Genomic DNA, 18,505 nt, shown 5'->3' on the forward strand with positions numbered 1-18,505 from the left:
AGACCATGTCCTACTCCAGCCCTTACTCCGACATCGAGATCCCCCACCACGACGTGTTCACCCACCTCTTCGGCGACCTCACCGAAGAGGAGGCCAACAGCCCGGCGCTGACCGAGCTGACCACCGACGACACCATCACCTACGGCGAGCTCAAGAAACTCGCGGAGTCCTTCGCCGGCGCGCTGGCCGCCCGCGGGATCGGCAAGGGTGATGTGGTCACCCTGCAGATCCCCAACAGCATCAACTACGCCATCGCCCTGCTCGGCATCGTGCGCGCCGGCGCGACGGTGTCCCCGCTCGGCGTGCTGATGAACCAGGCGGACGTCGATAAGCTGCTCGAGCTCTCCGGAGCGAAGTACTACGTGGGCATTACCGACATCGAGAACATGCCGCAGATCTGGAGCGGTGAGGTCCGCACGCTCGCCCAGGGCAACCACCCGGCGCCTGAGGTGGAGATCTCGGCGGACGACGTCATGGCCATCCCCTTTTCGTCCGGCACGACCGGCCTGCCGAAGGGCGTGATGCTGCCCCACAACGCCATCGTGGCCAACATTGAGCAGACCAAGTTCATGCATGCGCAAAGCGGCATCACCGAGCCCATCCGCGTCTTAAGCCCGCTGCCTTTCACCCACATCTACGGCATGACCACGCTGCTTCTCACCCAGTTGAGCGCCCGGAACCACGTGTTCACCCTGCCGAAGTTCGACCTCGCGACCTTCCTCGAGGCGCACCCGAAGCATCAGATCAACTTCACCTTCGTCGCCCCGCCGATGGTGGTGGCCTTGGCGAAGCACCCGTCCGTCACGCCGGAGGCCTTCGCCTCGACCGAATACATCCTCTCCGGTGCGGCGCCGCTGGATAATGACTTGGCGCGCACCGTCGAGAAGAAACTCGATATCACCATGCTGCAGGGCTACGGCATGACGGAGACCTCCCCGGTGACGCACGTCGGCGTGCGTGGGAAGGCCGAACCCGGCTCGATCGGCTTCGCCGCACCGAACACCCAGTTCAAATTCTTAGAGCTCGAAAGCGAGACCGAGGTGCCCGCGGGTGAGGTCGGCGAGCTGACCGTCAAGGGCCCGCAGGTCATGCTCGGCTACCTCAACAACGAGGAGGCGACCAACGAGGTCATGGTCAGCGACGGGTGGATGCGCACCGGCGACATCGGGCGGCTTGCCGACAACGGCACCACCTACATCGTCGACCGCGCCAAAGAGGTGATCAAGTACAAGGGGTACCAGGTCGCGCCCGCGGAGCTCGAGGCGCTGCTGCTCACCCACCCGGACGTCGCCGACGTGGGCGTCGTCGGCGTGGACCGCGACGGCCTGGAGATCCCGCACGCCTTTGTGGTCCGCGCGGAGGGCTCCGATATTTCCGCCGAGGAGATCATTGACTGGGTGGCCACGCGCGTGACCCCGTATAAGAAGGTCCGCGCCGTCGACTTCATCGAGCAGATCCCCAAGAACCCGAGCGGCAAGATCGAGCGCCGCAAGCTGCGCGATCTCCCTTCCCAGTCCTAGACCACCTCGTAGACCACCGGAAAGAGGCCCCACATGACTCAGTCAGTTTCGGACATCCTCGGTGCCACCGCCGACTACTACCAGGTGTTTTCCGATGTCTCCGGCGACGACCTCACCTGGTGGGCCCAAGCCCGCGAGTTCGCCGAGTGGGTGCGCCCGCACATCAACGACGCCTGGGAGAAAGCCGAGTACAACATCCCCGCCATCGAGGAAGCCGCCCGGCGCGGGCTGGTGCGCGACACCATCGACATCGACGGCGAGCGTCCCATGTCGATCCGCGCCAACCGCCTCATCGAGATGGAGCTCGCGCGCTGCGACGCCTCGGTGGCCACCGCCGTGATCGTGCAGGCCGGCCTGGCGATGCAGTCGATCAACCTCTGCGGCTCGCAGGAGCAGAAGCAGACCTACCTCGGACCGATGGCGCGCATGGAGATCCGCGGCGGCTTCGCGCTCACCGAACCGAACCACGGCTCCGATTCCATCGCCCTGGAGACCACCGCGGTACGCGACGACGATGACTGGGTCTTAAACGGCGAGAAGCGCTGGATCGGCCACGGCTCGGTCGGCCACATCACCGTGGTGTGGGCGCGGATGGACGACGGCGAGGTCGGCGGCTTCATCGTCGACCAAAACGCACCGGGGTATGAGGCGGAGACGATCACGGGGAAGGCGTCGCTGCGCGGCATCCCGCAGGCACGCATCACACTTAACGACGTCCACGTCCCCGACTCCCGCCGCCTCCCTAAAGCGCGCAGCTTCCGCGATACCGCGACCGTCCTCGGCGGCACCCGGGTCGGCGTCGCCTGGTCGGCGCTCGGCATCGCCATCGACTGCTACGAAAAGGCCCTGGCCTATGCCTCGCAGCGCGAGCAGTTCGGCCGCCCGCTGGTGAAGAACCAGATCATCCAGCAGCGGCTGGCGGACATGCTCATGGACGTCACCGCCATGGCGCTGTACTGCAAGCGGCTTCTGGCGCTGGAGGAATCTGGCGAGATGACCGAGAAGCAGGCCGCGCTGGCGAAGGTCCACAACACCCGCGGCGCCCGGCGCGTGGCGGCGAACGCCCGCGACATGCTCGGCGGCAACGGCATCCTTCTGGAACACGACGTGATCCGCCACATGCTGGACATCGAATCGTTGCACACCTACGAGGGCACGGACACGATCCAGTCCCTCATCGTGGGCAAGACGATCACCGGTGTCAGCGCTTATCGTTAGGGGCGTTGGGCTTTTGGGGTGTTGGGGATCGCCTAGCTTCATGGTGCGCTTACGCTGTTCGAAAGGAGGTGCTCCTAAACGAGTCCCACGAAGTCGAAACCAGTAGTCCTTTCTGAGGGGCTGCTTTCGACCAGCGCTAGCGCGGTATGAGCTAAAGGTCAGCACTGCCGCAAAGCACCACACTCCGACTACCCCACCAGTCCCGCCTCTCCCGGCGTCAACTCCCCACGACGCATCCGCGCCGCCAGACGCCATGGTGCGCTTACGCTGGTCGAAAGGAGGTGCTCCTAAACGAGTCCCGCGCGGTCGAAACCAGGAATCCTTTCTATAGCCCTGCTTTCGACCAGCACTAACGCAGCATGAGCCAACGCCCAGCCCCACTCAGCAACTAGTTCTTCAGCGGCTTGCGCGTTTTCGCCATGTGCTCGGCGCGGTCGCTGTTTTCCTGCCGGGCGAGGACATCCGAGGCGGCGTTGACCTGGCGCTCGGCGAGCTCCTCCTCGGTGGCGCTGCCCTCACCGGTGAGTACGCGGGCCAAGGCCGTGCCGATGGCGGCGTCGGTCTCGCTGCCTTCGGTGTAGGCGAGCTCTTCGCTCGTCAACTCCAGCTCGGCGGGCTGCGGCGGCGTGTAGTCTTCCGCCAGCTCGCGGGCCAGCTCGAGTGCCTGTTCCACCACGTGGTCGGGGCTCATGATCACGCGGTCGTTGTCACGCCAGAAATCCACGTTGATCGCGGGGACGGGCTTGACGTTGAGCAACGCCTCGTATGCGGCCCGGTGCGGGTTTTCCACGCCCAGCTCGACGAAGCGCTCCAGCAGGCGAACCGGGCCGGACCAGGCCGGGAAGAGTCCCACCTGGCGCTCGGGGAAGCCCACGCGGGTCTCGGCGTGGATCACTGCGGCGTCGGTGTGCAGGAGCAGCTCCATGCCACCGCCCAGGGCGACGCCGCGGACGGCGCCGACGACGGGGTAGGGGGCGCGTCGCACAGCGGCCAGCCCATCGATGCCCCGACGGATGGTGGCTTTGCGCTCGGCTTCATCGCCATCCGGGCCGGAGATCTCAGCCAGCTTGGGCAGGTTGGCGCCGGCAGAGAAGGCGCGGGCCTCGTCGTTGGCGATCACGAGCGCCTTAAGCTCCCAGTCGCCGGCCTGACCGAATAGCTCGGTGACCTCGTCGGTCGAGGAGTTCATCGGGGTGGTGTAGACGAACACGCCCACGCCATCGTCGAGGCGATAGACCGTGGCATCTTCGTTCTGGGCGATGATCTCTGCACCGTCGACGAGCTCGGCGACGCGGACAACACCCTCGCGCTCGACCGGTGTCTGAGGTGTGCCCGCAGAGCCGAGGACCTGGCCGTCGGGGTAGAAACCACCGGCGGTGCGGGCGGCCTCGAGCAGCTCGGGCGGGCTGTCGTAGAGGGCGGCGACGTCATCCAGCCCGATCGCATCGGCTAGGGCGAACGGGCCCTTCTTCCAGCCGTAGCCCAACTCCATGGCGGCGTCGATCTGGTCGACCGTCGCCGCGATCTCGGTGGCGGTATCGCAGCAGTACTTGAGGGTGGTGCGGAAGACCTCGCGGGCGTAGTCGCCTTCCGGGGTGCCGGAGGCCATGAGCTCCTTCGGATCCTTGGGTACCTCATAAGACTGCTTCGGGCGGTAGTCTCCCGCGCTGAAGTCGTAGACCTCGTCGCGGCCGCGGTAGAAGCCGGAGTCGGCCGTGCGCCCGGTGTAGCCCTTGTCCAGGAGCTCCTGGAACTGCGGAGTGTCGGTCACGCCGTAGTCCTGCATGGCGTCGTCGGCAGGCAGCGCCTCGAGCAGCGAATGCCAGATATGCGGCGCGACCTGCAGGCCGATGTAGTCGAAGAGGCCGAAGATGCCGGTGCGCGGCACCCCGAAGGGCTTGCCGAAGGCGGTGTCGGCCTGCTCCGGGGCAATGCCCTGGTCGAAGGCCACCTGGGCGCCGACCCCCATCCAGAACGAGCCGATGCGGTTGGCGATAAAGCCCGGGGTATCGCGGCAATCCACCACCACCTTGCCGAGGTCCCGCTCAATGGTCTGGCGCAGCTTCTGCTTGACCTCGTCGCGGGTATCCGGGCCCTCGACGAACTCGACTAAGCGCATCACGCGCGGCGGGTTGAAGAAGTGGGTGATGGCGAAGTCGGCCTTGAACTTTTCGCTGGCCTGCTGCAGTAGGGTATCCAGCGGGATGGTAGAGGTATTCGAGGTCACCGGGGTGCCGGGGCGGCGGTGGGCGTCGACCTTGGCGTAGGTCTCACGCTTGACGTCGATGTCTTCGAAGACGGCCTCGACGATCCAGTCCGCCTCCGCCAGGCGCTCGAGGTGGTCTTCAGTGTTGCCAGGGATCACGCGCTCGGCGTACTCGGGGCGGGTGAACCCGCGGCGTTTGATCTGGGTCTCGATGCCCTTGCGGGCGCGGGCGTCGCGGTCGTCGCCGTCGGCGGGTAGATCCAACAGGTGAACCTTGATGCCGCCGCTGGCGAGCAGCGCGGCGATGCCGGCGCCCATGGATCCGGCGCCGAGAACTGCTGCTGTGGTGATGGTCGAAGACATATCTTTTTACACCTCCAGGACTAAAGCGATTCCCTGGCCGCCGCCGATACACGCGGTGACCAGACCGTATCCCCCGCCGTGATCGCGCAAGGAATGGATGAGCTTGGTGATCAGGATGACGCCGGTCGCACCGATTGGATGGCCTAAGGCGATGGCGCCGCCGTTGATGTTGGTCTTGTCGTTGTCGAAGCCCAGCTCGTCGGACACGGCGAGCGCCTGGGCGGCGAACGCCTCGTTGGACTCGATGATCTTGATGTCGTTGAGCGTGATCCCCGCCTTGTCCAGCGCCTTCGGCACCGCGACGGTCGGGCCCAAGCCCATGTACTTCGGATCGCAGCCGGCCACGCCCCAGGAGATGACCTTCGCCATCGGCTCCAAGCCGTACTCGCTCAAGCCCTCCTCGCCCGTCATCACGAGCGCGGCGGCGGCGTCGTTAATTCCGGAGGAGTTCCCCGGGGTCACCGAGCCGTCCTTGCTAAACGACGGCCGCAACCGCGCCAGCTTCTCCGCGCTGGTCTGCCGCGGATGCTCGTCGGTGGTGAACTCGCCGACGGGGACGATCTGCTCGTCGAAACGTCCCTGCGCGATGGCCTCAGCCGCGCGATTGTGGGACTGCAGCGCGAACTCGTCCTGACGCTCACGGGAGATGCCGAACTTGGCCGCGATGTTCTCGGCGGTCTTGCCCATAATGCCGTGGCCCATCGGGTCGCTGAGCGCGCCGGAAAGCCAGTCGACGAGCTTACCGTCGCCCATCTTGCGGCCCTGGCGCATGCCTTCCACCGAGTAGGGGGCCTGGCTCATGACCTCGACGCCGCCGACCAGCGAGAGACGCGCGTCCTCGCTGAGCAGCTGCTGCGCGGCGCTGACAGCGGCCTGGATGCCGGAGCCGCACAGGCGGTTGACGCCGTAGGCGTGCGAGCTTTCCGGCAGCCCGGCCTCCAGGGCCACGGCGCGGGAGGTGTACATATCGCGCGGGCCGGTGGTCACGACGTTGGCCCAGACGGAGGAATCGAAGTTCTCTGCCCCCACGCCGGAGGCCTCGATGACGGCCTTGGCGACATGCGTGCCCAGATCGATGCTGGAGGTTTTCGACAGCGATCCCCCGAAGGTGCCGATCGGGGTCCGCTGAGCCTGCGTCACATACACGGGTGGGATCATGCTGCTCCTCAGAAAAATAGGTTGCACGTTACATTTTTTCCGAGTTTAACGCAGATCACATATTTGGGTAGTGGGGCTAGTAGCCCGCAGCGGCGTCGACCTCCGTCGGCATCTTCTCGCCGCGCTCGAACGCGGCGGCGTTGTCGATGATTTGCGCGCCGATGAGCATACGAGCCACCGTCGGCGGGGCGGCGATGTGCGGCGAGATCACCACGTTCGGCATACTCCACAGCGGGTGGCCCGCCGGCAGCGGCTCCGGGGCGGTGACGTCCATCGCGGCGCCGGCGATCTTCTTCTCATTGAGGGCGTCCACCAGATCGTCGTGGTCGATCAGCGCGCCGCGGCCGACGTTGATAACCAGCGCGTCGTTTTTCATGCGCTCGAACTTCTCGGCATCGACGAGACCGCGCGTCTCATCAGTCAGCGGGAGGCTGAGCACGACGATATCGGCCTCGCCCCAGACGTCGTCGGCGGCGTCCATGGCGACGGTCCTATCGGCCTCGGCGACCTCGTTGCCGGAGCGGTTCACCGCGATGGTGCGCACGCCGAAGGGCTCGAGCATCCGCATGAGCTCGCGGGCGATGCCGCCGGCGCCGAAGAGGGCGACGGTCTTGTCGTTGAAGAGCCAGTCCTGGCGGTCAACGATCTCGTCGCGCGAGTCGAAGGAGCCGTCCACGGTGGGGTACTTGAAGTAGTGGTACTGGGAGATGATGAGGCCTAAAGCGACCTCGGCGACCGGCTTGGAGTAGACGCCGGCGGCATTCGCCCACCGCACATCCTCGGTGAGGATGCCCTTGGCGATCAGGTCGTCGACGCCGGCGAAAGGCCACTGCACGAATCCGATGTTCTCCGGCAAAGGATCGGGGAAGGCCCGCTTCCCGCCGTTGAAGATGAGGAACTCGGCTTCGTTGATATCCGTGGTGTAGTGGTGGCCGGCGCCTTCGACCTCGTCGATGACGTCGTCCCAGGGATTAGGCAGCATGGTGAATTTCATGCTGCCCAGCTTATAGACGCGTGGCGTAGTTCGACAGGTAGTCCGCGTGGATGACCGGGCGGCGCAAGTGCTCCGGCAGATCGGCGGTGTTCTTGCCGATCATCGAGCCCAACTCGCTGGATTCATACTGCACCTCGCCGCGCCCAATCGACTCGCCGCGGGGCCCGATGATCTCGACGATGTCGCCGCGGTGGAACTCGCCCTCGAGGGCGGTAATACCCACGGGCAGCAGCGAGGCGCCGCCCTTGGTGACGACGTCGGAGGCGCCGGCGTCGATACGCAAAATGCCCTCCGCGTCCGCGCTGTAGAGCGCCCAGAACTTCCAGGCGCTCAGGCGCTTCTCCGGGCGGGTGTGGAAGACGGTGCCGCAGGAGGCGGTGGACAACGCGTCGTCCATCTTGGCGGCGGAGGTAAGAAGGACCGGCACGCCGCCGCGGGCGGCCAGGCGGGCGGCGGAGACCTTCGAGGCCATGCCGCCGGTGCCCAGGCGGCCGCCGTCGCCAGCGGAGACGTCGGCGAGGTCGTGGCCGGAGCGGACCTCGGGGATGAACTTGGCCTCCGGATCGGAGGGGTTGCGGTCATAGAGACCATCGACATCAGAGAGCAGGATGAGGGCGTCGGCGCTGATCAGGTGGGCGACGATGGCGGCGAGCCGGTCGTTGTCGCCGAAGCGGAACTCGCTGGTGGCGACGGTGTCGTTCTCGTTGACAATCGGCACGGTCTTGAGCTGGCGCAGGCGATCGAGGGTGCGCTGGATGTTGCGGGCGCGGTCGCGCACGCCGGCGTCGCCGGCGGTCAGCAGCACCTGGGCGACACAGCGGTTGTAGCGGCGGAAAGAGTCCGACCAGTGGCGGGCGAGCTCGACCTGGCCGACGGCCGCGGCCGCCTGCTTCGTGGCCAAATCGCGCGGGCGCACGTTGAGATCCAGCGGGTCCATGCCGGTGGCGACGGCGCCGGAGGAGACGAGGATCAAGTCGGTGTCATCCGCCATGCGCTTTTCCAGCGCCTCGGAGTAGTGGTCCATCGCGACGCGATCGACACCCCCGGATTCCTTGGTGACGGACGACGACCCGAGCTTCACGACGATCCGCTTCGCCCCCGCGATATGGCGACGCAGATCCTCGTGCGTGTCGAACTTGGTTGCAGCTTTGCTGTTGGACATGGAATCCAGGATAACGTGTCGCAGACGCCGCTACCCCTGCCACCTCTCGCGGTCGGCCTCCTGGCCATCGCCGTAGTCGTACTCGTCGATAAGACCACGTCTGACCTGGGAGGCGCGCTTGCGCTCGGCGGCGGAGATGCGGGTGGAACGCTCCAGGCGGGCGTCGCGTCCACGCCCGGCCAGGGTGGGATCTCCCCCACCGGTCATCGGCTCCCACTCGAAGACGATCCCGCCGATGGCGACGCTCGCGCCTTCCTCGGCACCGGCCTTGAACAGGGCGTCTTCGACACCGAGGCGCTTGAGCCGGTCAGCGAGGTAGCCGACGGCCTCGTCGTTGTCGAAGTCGGTCTGCTCGATCCAGCGCTCGACCTTGTCGCCGGCAACGACGTATAGGCCCGGCTCTTGGGGGTCCTCGGTGACCTCGAAGTCGGCCGCCTTGCCGCGGCGCTTGGCCGGGGCGGGGCGGATGACCGTGTGGGAGTCATCACGCTCTTCTTGGGGGCGTGCGGCGCGATCTTTCTGCACGATCTCGTAGAGGGCGTACTTCAGGCTATCGAGGCCCTGGCGGGTGACGGCCGAGATGATGAACACCGGCCATCCGTACTTCTCCTCGAGATCTTCCTTCACGAACTCCGCGAGCTCCGCGGCCTCCGGCACGTCCGCCTTGTTGAGCACGATAACCCGCGGGCGCTCCTTCAAGTCGCCGAGGCCGGTATCCTCGTCGAGCTCGCTCTGGTAGGCCGCGAGCTCGGCCTCGAGGGCGTCGATATCGCTGAAGGGATCCCGGCCCGGCTCGATGCTCGCGGTATCCACGATGTGCGCGAGCACCGCCGTGCGCTCGATGTGGCGCAAGAAGTCGTGGCCGAGTCCCTTGCCGGCAGAGGCCCCCGGGATCAGCCCGGGCACATCGGCGATGGTGTAGGTGTCGTCGCCGACGTTGACCACCCCGAGGTTCGGCTGCAGGGTGGTAAACGGGTAGTCCGCGATCTTCGGCTTCGCCGCGGAGAGCACCGAGATGAGCGAGGACTTCCCCGCCGACGGGAAGCCGAGCAGCCCGACGTCGGCCATCGACTTCAGCTCCAAGATGAGGTCGTGAGCCTCGCCTTCTTCGCCTTTGAGGGCGAAGCCGGGGGCTTTGCGCTTCGCCGTCGCCAACGCGGCGTTACCCAGGCCGCCGAAACCGCCCTCGGCGGCGAGAAAACGAGTACCCGGCACCGTGAGATCGGCGAGCGTTTCGCCCTTCTCGTTGCGCACGACGGTGCCGACGGGCACCTCCAAAACTAAGTCCTTGCCGCGCGCGCCGTGGCGGTTGTCGCCGGCGCCGTTGCCGCCGCGCTCGGCGCGGATGTGGGGCCGGTAGTGGAAGTCCAGCAGGGTATGGACCTGCTCGGAGACCTCGAGGTAGATGTCCCCGCCGTGGCCGCCGTTGCCGCCATCGGGCCCGCCGAGCGGCTTGAACTTCTCGCGGGCGACGGACGCGGCGCCGTGGCCTCCGTGACCTGCTTGCAGGTGGAGGACGGTGCGATCGACGAACTGAGCCATGCGGTTCCTTTCCTGGCGGTCGATACCTACGTTGAACAGCGATTATAGCCGGTATAAAGAAAACACCCTCCGCCCGAGGTACACAGGGTGCGGAGGGTGTGGAAGCTGGTAGCGCTATCCGGCTTAAGCGGTGGCGGACGCCGCCTGCTCCTGCGCCGGAATGATGCTGACGATGCGGCGCTTGCGCTTAATGCCGAACTGGACGGAGCCGGCCTCGAGCGCGAACAGCGTATCGTCGCCACCGCGGCCGACGTTCTCGCCCGGGTGGAACTTGGTGCCGCGCTGACGGACCAGGATCTCGCCGGCCTTGACCTGCTGGCCGCCGAAGCGCTTCACACCGAGGCGCTTAGCCTCCGAATCACGGCCGTTGCTGGTGCTCGATGCACCCTTCTTGGTTGCCATTTCGTTTCCCTCCCTTGCCTTTACTTGATGCCGTTGATCTTCAGAACGGTCAGCGGCTGGCGGTGACCCAGACGACGCTTGTAACCGGTCTTATTCTTGTACTTCATGATGTCGATCTTTTTACCCTTGGTCTGCTCGACGATTTCGGCGTCGATGGAGACCTTGGCCAGATCGTCGGCCTTCGACTTCACGTCGGCGCCGTCGACGAGCAGAACGGGGGTGAGAGCCACGGCAGCGCCCGGCTCCCCCTCGATCTTCTCGACCTTGACAAGGTCACCTTCGGCAACCTTGTACTGCTTACCGCCGGTCTTGACGATCGCGTACATAGGAGGGTTACCCCTTATCTATACTCGGCTCAGCCCCGGGAGCTGACCCGAGTCTGACATGGACATTTTCTCAGAAATTCTTTCTGTTTCCGGCCCGCCGACCGCCTAGGTCTCTGGCCAAAACAGCGACTGTGAAAGACTACCCCGCTGGCTGGCCATTTACCAAACCGCCCATCTAGGAACGGCGCCGCGTCGCCCGTCGCACGGCCCGGCGGCGTCCCCGGGACTTCTGCGGCTTCGACTGGCTGGGCTGTTCCAGCTGACTCTGCTGGCGCTGCTCGCTTCTCGACGGCGCCGACGCCCGCCCGCCACTACGCCGCACGGCGCGGCGGCGTTCCCGGCGGCGCGGCGAGGAGGCCGGCTTCTCGGGCTCGGGTTTCTCGGGCCGGTGATCCGAGCGCGAGTTACCGCGGGTCTTGCGCTTGCGCCGCGGCGAGTTCTCGTAGTCCGCAACGGCCTGCTCGAAACTCTCGTCGTGATCGTCCGGGTCCTCCCGCTTGGCGCGGTCGACGGCCTCGGAGGCGATCTGCCCGACCTCGCTGCGCTCCTGCTCCTGCTCCTGCTCCTGCTCGCGCTCGCGTCCGCGGCCTCGGCTGCCCCCGCGGCGACCGCGGCGGCGCGAGGAGCGCTTTGGCGGGCGCGGTTCTTCGTCGCTGTCGTCGGCGATGACGGAGGCCGCCATCTCCTCGAGGCTTGCGGAGTCCTTGTCCTCGGAGTCGTGCTCGCGCTGGCGTTGGCGGGACTGTTTCTTGGCGCGGCGGCGCTCGGAGGGGTGCTCGTCGTCACGCTCGTCGACGGGGTCGTCGTGCAGGATGAGCCCGCGGCCGCCACAGCACTTACACGGGGTGGAGAAGGTCTCGAGCAGGCCGGTGCCCAGGCGCTTGCGGGTCATCTGCACCAGGCCGAGCGAGGTGACCTCGGAGACCTGGTGGCGGGTGCGGTCGCGGCCGAGCGCCTCCTTGAGGCGGCGCAGCACGAGGTCCCGGTTTTCGGGCAGAACCATGTCGATGAAGTCGACGACGATCATGCCGCCCAGATCGCGCAGGCGCATCTGGCGGACGATCTCCTCGGCGGCCTCGAGGTTGTTGCGGGTGACGGTCTCCTCGAGGTTGCCGCCCGAGCCGGTGAACTTGCCGGTGTTGACGTCGATGACCACCATCGCTTCGGTACGCTGGATGATCAGGTGCCCGCCGGAGGGCAGCCACACCTTCTCCGCTAGCGCCTTCTGGATCTGTTCGTCGATGCGGTACTTCTCGAAGGCGTCGCCCTCGCCGTCGTAACGCTCGAGGCGGTCCTCGAGGTCCGGGGCGACCGAGTGCACGTAGGCCTGGATGGTGTTCCAGGGGCGGCGGCCGTCGACGACGAGCTTCGAGAAGTCGTCGTTGAACAGGTCGCGGACGACCTTGACGAGCATGTCCGGCTCCTCGTAGAGGGTGACCGGCTTGGCGCCCTTGCTGTTTTTCTCCTGCTCGGAGCGGGTGCGGATGTCTTCCCACGTGTCATGGAGGCGGCGCACGTCGGTGGCGATCGCCTCCTCCGAGACGTTCTCGGCGGCGGTGCGGATGATCGCCCCGCCCTTGCCCGGGATGACGTTGCTGAGGATCTTCTTCAAACGCTTGCGCTCCGGCCCGGGCAGCTTGCGGGAGATCCCCGCGCTGCGCCCGCCCGGCACGTAGACGAGGTAACGCCCGGCCAGCGAGATCTGGGTGGTCAGCCGCGGCCCCTTGTGGCCGAGCGGGTCCTTCGTGACCTGCACGAGCACCTGATCACCGGAGTGCAGCACCTGCTCGATGCGGCGGCTGCGATTCGCCCCCTCCCCGGTGGAGCGCCAGTCGACCTCCGAGGAATAGAGCACGCCGTTGCGCCCGGTGCCGATGTCGATGAAGGCCGCCTCCATCGAGGCCAGGACGTTTTGGACCCGGCCTAGGTAGATGTTGCCGATTATCGACTTCTGCGCCTCGGTGGTCACGAAGTGCTCGACAAGCAGGTCATCTTCTAAGACGCCGACCTGGGTGATCTGGCCGGGGCCGTCGTGGCGGGCGCGCTCGCGCACGACCATCGTGCGCTCGACGGACTCGCGGCGCGCCAAGAACTCGGCCTGGGAGACGATCGGCTTCGCCCGCCGGCCGGCTTCGCGCATCTCGCTGCGGCGACGACGCTTCGCCTCCAGGCGCGTCGAGCCCTTCGTGGCGTGCGGCTGCTCGTTGTCCGGCTCGTCGTCCTCATCGAGGTCCTCGACGTCGAGCTCATCCTGCTCGCCGGGGGCGACGAACACCGGTGCTAACTTCGCGGACGGGCTGGCCTGCGGCGCCGGGGTGATATTCGGGGTGATGTCCTCCAGCGGCTCATCGGTGGTGCCCTGGGCGGACTCGGCGGCCTCGGCGAGCTCAGCTTCGACCTTCTCTTCGAGCTGGTGAATCTCGTTGGCGACGTTCTTGCGCACGCGCTCGCGCAGTTTCTCTTCGTCCTCGGCGCTGGCGGGCTTCTTCTTCGTGGTCTTCTTCGCCGCCCGCTTCCGGGTGGCCTTCTTGGCGGGCTTCTCCTGCGGTTCGGGCTTTCCCTGCTCCGCGGAATCGGCCTGCTTCGCTTGGGCGTCGATGAGCGCGTTGATTTCCTTCGGGCTCAGCGCGGACTGGGCGACCTTGTTCAGGCCCATATCCTTCAGCGCTGCGGTCAGCTCCCGCGAGGTCACCCCGAGCTTCTTCGCCAGGGTGTAGACCCTCATGGATTCGGTGATGGACTCGCGGTCGAGGTCTACCAATGAGGTCGGCAAAGGGGTGGTCGTATTCGCCACAGATGCTCCTTGAATAACGGCGTCAGCGTGACGCTCCCTTTGACTTTAGCCCGGGCGCTGGCCGGATCCTTAAAAAAGGGGATCTAGCCGCAGCCGCGCGGGCGGGGCGCGTCAGGCCGAAAAGTTTGTAATTGTTGGCGGCTTTTTAAGTCCATCCCCCATTGTGACATACCAGCGCTATCCTCGAGCACCATGAGCATGATCCGGCGCTACGAAGACAAACTCGCGCTGCCCCACCGCTCCATGCTCACGGTGGCCATCCCCCTCGGCGGGTTTATGGCCACCCTGGCTGCCGGCGCGTGGGTCCCTATAGTGATCCTCGGGGTGGTCACGGCGGTGGCCTTTGGCATGGTTATCAAAGACTTGTCGGATTTTCCGGAGCCGCACACCAGCGAGTACCGCGATGGGGATATACCGTTTACCCAGCTGCTGCTGCCGCTGGCTGCGCTCGGGGCCAGCTTCTTCGGCACCGCCGAGCTCGTCGAGGTCCCCGCCCTGCCCACCGCCTTCACCTTCGCCGGATCGTGGGCCCTGCAGAGCGCCGCCATGTGGTGGCTGTTGGCGCGCTCGTATCGGCGCTACCGCGTCATCGGGTTCCGACGCCGCCGGCGCATCCTCGAAGCCGAGGACACACCGGAGGTCACCGACGAACAACTCGAGGTGCTCAACGAGTACGCCGAGGTCATCGCCGCGCTCTACGCCGTCGGCGCGATCGACGGGGTGATCCTCAAGGGTGAGCATCTGCACCTGCTCATGGGCTTCGAGCCGGGGCAGCTGAAAGAACCGATCCGGGCCCTGAAGAAGGCGGGGCTGGTGGCCGACGGCGGCATCGGCGCCCGCGAGTCCTTGACCATTACCCCGGCCGGGGTGTTAGCCGTCGAGCTCGCGGACCAGCGCCTCCACCGCGGTATCGACGGCCGCGGAGCCGATGGCCCCCTCGACGGCGCTGCGGACGAGGGCGCCGTCGATAAGCATGACTAACAACTCGGCGGAGGCCTCCGGCCTGCCGGCGGCCTCGAGGTAGGTCCGGAAGTCGCGCACCTTCTGGGTGCGGTGCTGGCAGAGCATGAGGCGTAAGTCCTCGGATTCGCGCACGCAATCGACGGTGGCGCCGAGCCAGCCGAGCAGCCTGGTGCTGTCGCCGAAAGAGTAGATCTCGACGAGGTCTCTCGCGAGGACGGCGGTGCTGGCGGGGGCGGCGGCGTCGATAAGCTCTGCCGCCTTCTGCTGGCGCCGGGCGCCGATCTCCTCCACAGCGCGCAATAGTAATTCGCCACGAGAGTTGAAATAATAACCAATCGAGCCGACTGGCACCCCAGCGCCGTGGGCTACCTGACGGTGAGTCACGCTCGCAAGGCCTTTGTCCAGCATAAGCATGATGGCGGCCTCGAGAATTAATCGCTTCTTCTCGGTCGCTCGCGTCTGCCGGGGCCGGCGCCCTCCTGCCGCATTCATGCAGAGTAATTTATTAGACCGACGCTAATTAATCAATTTTTGTGCATTCGATCACAATCTCTCGGGCGGGCCTCGGGCAACAAAAACGCCCCGCATCACGCGGGGCCGAAACGCTATGAAGCTTAAGCGTTTTAGAGGTTCGGGAACCAGATAGCGATCTCCCGCTCAGCGGACTCCGGGGAATCCGAACCATGGACGATGTTCTCGCCGACGGTCAGGGCGAAGTCGCCGCGGATGGTGCCCGGGGTGGCCTTGGAGACCGGGTCGGTGCCACCGGCGAGCTGGCGCCACGCCTCGATGGCGCGCTCGCCTTCAACGATGCCGGCGATCAGCGGGGCGGAGGTGATGAAGTCGACGAGCTCGCCGAAGAAAGGCTTGTCCTTGTGCTCGGCGTAGTGCTTCTCAGCGGTCTCGCGGTCCGCGGTGCGCAGGTCCAGCTCGGCGAGCTTGAGGCCCTTGCGCTCGATACGGGAGATGATCTCGCCAACGTGACCGTTGGCGACACCGTCGGGCTTGATCAGGATCAGAGTACGTTCAGTCATACTTCGTGATCCTACCTGGCATGCTAGGCCTCCTGCACAAGTCGGCGGGCATCGCTTTCCGTGGCGTAGCGATGCCACAGCTGCACCTGCCTAATCGCCGCCCCGTGGCGGCCCTCCGCCTTCATGTCGCGGATTTGTGCGCGCTGCTTCTCGTCGAGCTCGATCGCCCGCGGCGCCTCCTGCCGGGCCTGCTCACGCATGGCACCCACCAGCGCGAGGCCGGCGACCGCGAGCATGATCAGCGCCACCCACCGCGGCAGCCCGAACACAAGCAGACCGACGGCGGCGAGCGAAAAGACAGCCGAAACCACGAACAGGAGGATGCGCATGGTCTCCAGGCTACCTCAGTGACACGTCACCATTGCTAGGGTTGAGGCCATGTCCACCACCGACGCCGCCCCAGTCGAGATCATCACCGCCCGCAACGTCCCGCTCGGCGGCCCGCGCGCCATGACCGTGCGCCGCACCCTGCCGCAGCGGCAGCGCTCACTCATCGGTGCATTCTGCTTCATCGATCATTATGGCCCCGACGACGTCTCCCGCACCGGCGGCATGGACGTCGCCCCGCACCCCCATACCGGGTTGCAGACGGTCTCCTGGCTTTTCGACGGCCACATCACCCATCACGACTCCGGCGACCACCACGCCGTCGTCCGCCCCGGGGAGGTCAATCTCATGACCGCCGGCGCCGGCATCTGCCACTCGGAGGTCTCCACGCAGTCCACCACGACCCTGCACGGCGTGCAGCTGTGGACGGTCCTGCCGGATTCTGCCCGCCACGGAGAGCGCCGCTTCGATCACCACCGCCCCACCCCGGTGTCCTTCGACGGCGGCAAGGCGCTCGTCTTTATCGGCTCCTTGCTCGGATATCGCTCGCCGGTGGCGACGTTTAGCCCGCTGGTGGCCGCCGAGATCCGCCTGGACGGCCACGGCAGTCTCACACTCGACGTCGATCCCGCCTTCGAACACGGCCTGCTCGTGGACGCCGGCGACATCGCCCTCGAAGGTGTGAGCGTCGCCGAAAGCGAGCTCGCCTACACCGGGGTCGGCGAACGCCGCCTGCGCATTTCCAACCGCTCCCCGCAGCGCGCCCGGATGGTGCTCATAGGCGGCGAGCCCTTCACGGAGGACGTCGTCATGTGGTGGAACTTCATCGGCCGCAGCCACGACGAGATCGTCGCCTACCGCGCCGAGTGGGAGGACCACGCCGCACGCTTCGGGCGTACCGACGGCTACATCGCCCACCACCCCGAAGGCCTCGACCGGCTGCCCGCGCCGAGACTGCCCAACGCCGTGATCCGGCCCCGCAAGAACCCGAAGCCCGTCGCCCGCCCCGAGCGCCGCATCGATTAACTCGCCCTGCGGAGCCAAGGAGTCTGTCGTACATTAATGAATGTTTACGTTTCCAGCCCCTTACAAGGAAAAGGACAGCTTGACCCCATGCTCCGCACCCGCCTTGCCTTAACCGCGGTGGCCGCCGTGGCCGCCGGCGCCGTCGCCACCCCGATCGCCCTCGCCCACGACGGAACCCGGGTGCAAAACCTCGTGCTCGGCGTCGGCGCCGACGAGACCAGCGCCAACTTCAACTGGTCCGCCCCGGGCCTGCAGCAGGAGTACCTGCAGATCGCCCCGACCACTACCTTCGACGGCACCGAGTTTCCCGTAGACGCCGCCACCACCATCCCCGCCGAGCGCGGCGGGCTGACCATCCGCGAGGCCCGCTACCCGCGCACCGCCGAGATCTCCGGGTTAGAAGAAAACACCGCATACGTCTACCGCGCCGGCTCCGAGCGCAGCGGCTGGAGCGCACCTTATACCTTCACCACCGGCACGTTTGGCGACGAGTGGGAGTTCAGCTTCTTCGGCGACCCACAGATCGGCGCCTCCCAGATGGCCATGAGCTCCGCGCGTGTCGACGACGGCGGCTCCTGGGAGCGCACCGCCGCCGCCATCGGCGAGCGCCACCCGGACAGCTCGCTGTGGCTCTCCGCCGGCGACCAAGTCGACTTCTTCCTCGACGGTCAGATCCAGCAGCATGAGTACTCGCTGTTCTTCACCCCCGATGAGCTGCGCGAGAACCGTTTCGCCGCCAACCGCGGCAACCACGACGTCTCGAAAGCCTACAGCGAGGCGTTCAATCTGCCGAACTCCACCGCCACCGGCATCCAGCCGCACAACTACTTCTTCGAGCACAACAACGTGCTGTTCGTCGCGCTCGACAGCAACACGATCACCTCCGGCGAGCTGGAGGCCCAGAAGGACTTTTTGCGCTCGACCGTGGAAAACCACGGCGCGGATAAGGACTGGATCGTGGTGACCTACCACCACTCCACCTATTCGCAGGCCTACCACCAGACCGACCGGATCGTGCAGGACTACCGCCACAACGGGATGGTCGATCTCATCTCGGAGTTGGGTGTCGACGTCGTGCTCGCCGGCCACGATCACATCCACACCCGTTCGCACCTGATGGTGGGTAACACCCCGCAGGTCCCCGAGGGTGAGACCGGCCCGGGCGATGTGCTCACCCCGGCGGACAACGAGGTGCTCTACCTCACCGGCACCTCGTCGACCGGCTCGAAGTACTATGACTTCGCCGTCGCCGAGGGCCGCTCCTACGAGGAGTACCCCGAGATCACCACCATGGAGCAGTCGGACGCCGCCGGCCTGACCGCCGAGCACACCGCCTACTGGATCCAGGACCGCACCCCGGATTTCACCCAGATCCAGGTGAGCCCGGAGACCATGGTGCTGACCACCTACAACGTCGCCGACGGCAGCGTCGTCGACCAGGTCACGCTCGATACCTCGGCGCAGTAGCTC

16 protein-coding genes are annotated in these 18,505 nt (G+C 66.3%); 5 read left to right on the forward strand and 11 right to left on the reverse strand.

The features are described 5' to 3' along the window. The first annotated feature begins 5 nt into the window (after positions 1–5). Complete coding sequence (locus C3B44_RS08905) at positions 6–1,520, forward strand: AMP-binding protein (protein WP_108432060.1); 1,515 nt, start codon at positions 6–8, stop codon at positions 1,518–1,520. A 33-nt stretch (positions 1,521–1,553) separates the two neighbouring features. Beyond that, complete coding sequence (locus C3B44_RS08910; protein ID WP_108432061.1) at positions 1,554–2,738, forward strand: acyl-CoA dehydrogenase family protein; 1,185 nt, start codon at positions 1,554–1,556, stop codon at positions 2,736–2,738. Between the two features lie 388 nt (positions 2,739–3,126). Here C3B44_RS08910 and C3B44_RS08915 read toward each other — a convergent pair whose 3' ends face one another. The 8 genes from C3B44_RS08915 to C3B44_RS08950 all read right to left on the reverse strand — a co-directional run bounded on the left by C3B44_RS08915 (position 3,127) and on the right by C3B44_RS08950 (position 13,685). Beyond that, the gene (locus C3B44_RS08915) at positions 3,127–5,307 is read right to left on the reverse strand and encodes a 3-hydroxyacyl-CoA dehydrogenase/enoyl-CoA hydratase family protein (protein WP_108432062.1); all 2,181 of its coding nucleotides are present in this window, start codon (positions 5,305–5,307) and stop codon (positions 3,127–3,129) included. A gap of 6 nt (positions 5,308–5,313) precedes the next feature. Beyond that, on the reverse strand, positions 5,314–6,465 hold the full coding sequence (locus C3B44_RS08920) for a thiolase family protein (protein ID WP_108432063.1): 1,152 nt from the start codon (positions 6,463–6,465) through the stop codon (positions 5,314–5,316). 76 nt (positions 6,466–6,541) lie between these two features. After that, complete coding sequence (locus C3B44_RS08925) at positions 6,542–7,459, reverse strand: D-isomer specific 2-hydroxyacid dehydrogenase family protein (protein WP_108432064.1); 918 nt, start codon at positions 7,457–7,459, stop codon at positions 6,542–6,544. A gap of 10 nt (positions 7,460–7,469) precedes the next feature. Further along, entirely contained in the window at positions 7,470–8,621 is a 1,152-nt protein-coding gene (gene proB / locus C3B44_RS08930) for a glutamate 5-kinase (protein ID WP_108432065.1), read from the reverse strand. A 30-nt stretch (positions 8,622–8,651) separates the two neighbouring features. Continuing rightward, positions 8,652–10,163: a GTPase ObgE gene (gene obgE, locus C3B44_RS08935; protein ID WP_108432066.1), complete on the reverse strand. Its 1,512-nt coding sequence runs from the start codon at positions 10,161–10,163 to the stop codon at positions 8,652–8,654. A 123-nt stretch (positions 10,164–10,286) separates the two neighbouring features. Next, the gene (gene rpmA / locus C3B44_RS08940; protein ID WP_108432067.1) at positions 10,287–10,565 is read right to left on the reverse strand and encodes a 50S ribosomal protein L27; all 279 of its coding nucleotides are present in this window, start codon (positions 10,563–10,565) and stop codon (positions 10,287–10,289) included. Positions 10,566–10,585: 20 nt separating this feature from the next. Further along, positions 10,586–10,891, reverse strand: a complete 306-nt coding sequence (rplU, locus tag C3B44_RS08945; protein ID WP_108432068.1) for a 50S ribosomal protein L21 — start codon at positions 10,889–10,891, stop codon at positions 10,586–10,588. Between the two features lie 175 nt (positions 10,892–11,066). After that, entirely contained in the window at positions 11,067–13,685 is a 2,619-nt protein-coding gene (locus tag C3B44_RS08950; protein WP_235840373.1) for a translation initiation factor IF-2 N-terminal domain-containing protein, read from the reverse strand. 192 nt (positions 13,686–13,877) lie between these two features. Here C3B44_RS08950 and C3B44_RS08955 point away from each other — a divergent pair, with 192 nt between their 5' ends. Beyond that, positions 13,878–14,666, forward strand: coding sequence for a hypothetical protein (locus C3B44_RS08955; protein WP_146183449.1), 789 nt, complete (start codon positions 13,878–13,880; stop codon positions 14,664–14,666). Here the strand turns inward: C3B44_RS08955 and C3B44_RS08960 are convergent. The 3 genes from C3B44_RS08960 to C3B44_RS08970 form a co-directional block, all read right to left on the reverse strand. Then, positions 14,556–15,140: a TetR/AcrR family transcriptional regulator gene (locus tag C3B44_RS08960; RefSeq protein ID WP_108432070.1), complete on the reverse strand. Its 585-nt coding sequence runs from the start codon at positions 15,138–15,140 to the stop codon at positions 14,556–14,558. The genes C3B44_RS08955 and C3B44_RS08960 overlap by 111 nt on opposite strands. 131 nt (positions 15,141–15,271) lie before the next feature. After that, on the reverse strand, positions 15,272–15,682 hold the full coding sequence (gene ndk / locus C3B44_RS08965) for a nucleoside-diphosphate kinase (RefSeq protein ID WP_108432071.1): 411 nt from the start codon (positions 15,680–15,682) through the stop codon (positions 15,272–15,274). Positions 15,683–15,705: 23 nt separating this feature from the next. Then, positions 15,706–16,011, reverse strand: coding sequence for a hypothetical protein (locus C3B44_RS08970; RefSeq protein WP_108432072.1), 306 nt, complete (start codon positions 16,009–16,011; stop codon positions 15,706–15,708). 49 nt (positions 16,012–16,060) lie between these two features. Here C3B44_RS08970 and C3B44_RS08975 point away from each other — a divergent pair, with 49 nt between their 5' ends. Together C3B44_RS08975 and C3B44_RS08980 are read left to right on the forward strand one after the other, a co-directional pair. Next, the gene (locus C3B44_RS08975; protein WP_108432073.1) at positions 16,061–17,035 is read left to right on the forward strand and encodes a pirin family protein; all 975 of its coding nucleotides are present in this window, start codon (positions 16,061–16,063) and stop codon (positions 17,033–17,035) included. Positions 17,036–17,122: 87 nt separating this feature from the next. Further along, the gene (locus C3B44_RS08980; protein ID WP_158268620.1) at positions 17,123–18,502 is read left to right on the forward strand and encodes a purple acid phosphatase family protein; all 1,380 of its coding nucleotides are present in this window, start codon (positions 17,123–17,125) and stop codon (positions 18,500–18,502) included. Positions 18,503–18,505: the final 3 nt, after the last annotated feature.

The sequence above is a fragment of the Corynebacterium yudongzhengii genome, assembly GCF_003065405.1.
Classification (GTDB): domain Bacteria; phylum Actinomycetota; class Actinomycetes; order Mycobacteriales; family Mycobacteriaceae; genus Corynebacterium; species Corynebacterium yudongzhengii.

Coding starts and splice junctions, on each gene's coding strand:
- rpmA (WP_108432067.1), bottom strand. CDS start 10,565: ATGGCAACCAAGAAGGGTGCATCGAGCACCAGCAACGGCCGTGATTCG.
- C3B44_RS08905 (WP_108432060.1), top strand. CDS start 6: ATGTCCTACTCCAGCCCTTACTCCGACATCGAGATCCCCCACCACGAC.
- C3B44_RS08970 (WP_108432072.1), bottom strand. CDS start 16,011: ATGCGCATCCTCCTGTTCGTGGTTTCGGCTGTCTTTTCGCTCGCCGCC.
- C3B44_RS08915 (WP_108432062.1), bottom strand. CDS start 5,307: ATGTCTTCGACCATCACCACAGCAGCAGTTCTCGGCGCCGGATCCATG.
- obgE (WP_108432066.1), bottom strand. CDS start 10,163: ATGGCTCAGTTCGTCGATCGCACCGTCCTCCACCTGCAAGCAGGTCAC.
- rplU (WP_108432068.1), bottom strand. CDS start 10,891: ATGTACGCGATCGTCAAGACCGGCGGTAAGCAGTACAAGGTTGCCGAA.
- C3B44_RS08925 (WP_108432064.1), bottom strand. CDS start 7,459: ATGAAATTCACCATGCTGCCTAATCCCTGGGACGACGTCATCGACGAG.
- C3B44_RS08975 (WP_108432073.1), top strand. CDS start 16,061: ATGTCCACCACCGACGCCGCCCCAGTCGAGATCATCACCGCCCGCAAC.
- C3B44_RS08960 (WP_108432070.1), bottom strand. CDS start 15,140: ATGAATGCGGCAGGAGGGCGCCGGCCCCGGCAGACGCGAGCGACCGAG.
- C3B44_RS08910 (WP_108432061.1), top strand. CDS start 1,554: ATGACTCAGTCAGTTTCGGACATCCTCGGTGCCACCGCCGACTACTAC.
- C3B44_RS08955 (WP_146183449.1), top strand. CDS start 13,878: ATGAGCATGATCCGGCGCTACGAAGACAAACTCGCGCTGCCCCACCGC.
- proB (WP_108432065.1), bottom strand. CDS start 8,621: ATGTCCAACAGCAAAGCTGCAACCAAGTTCGACACGCACGAGGATCTG.
- C3B44_RS08980 (WP_158268620.1), top strand. CDS start 17,123: ATGCTCCGCACCCGCCTTGCCTTAACCGCGGTGGCCGCCGTGGCCGCC.
- ndk (WP_108432071.1), bottom strand. CDS start 15,682: ATGACTGAACGTACTCTGATCCTGATCAAGCCCGACGGTGTCGCCAAC.
- C3B44_RS08920 (WP_108432063.1), bottom strand. CDS start 6,465: ATGATCCCACCCGTGTATGTGACGCAGGCTCAGCGGACCCCGATCGGC.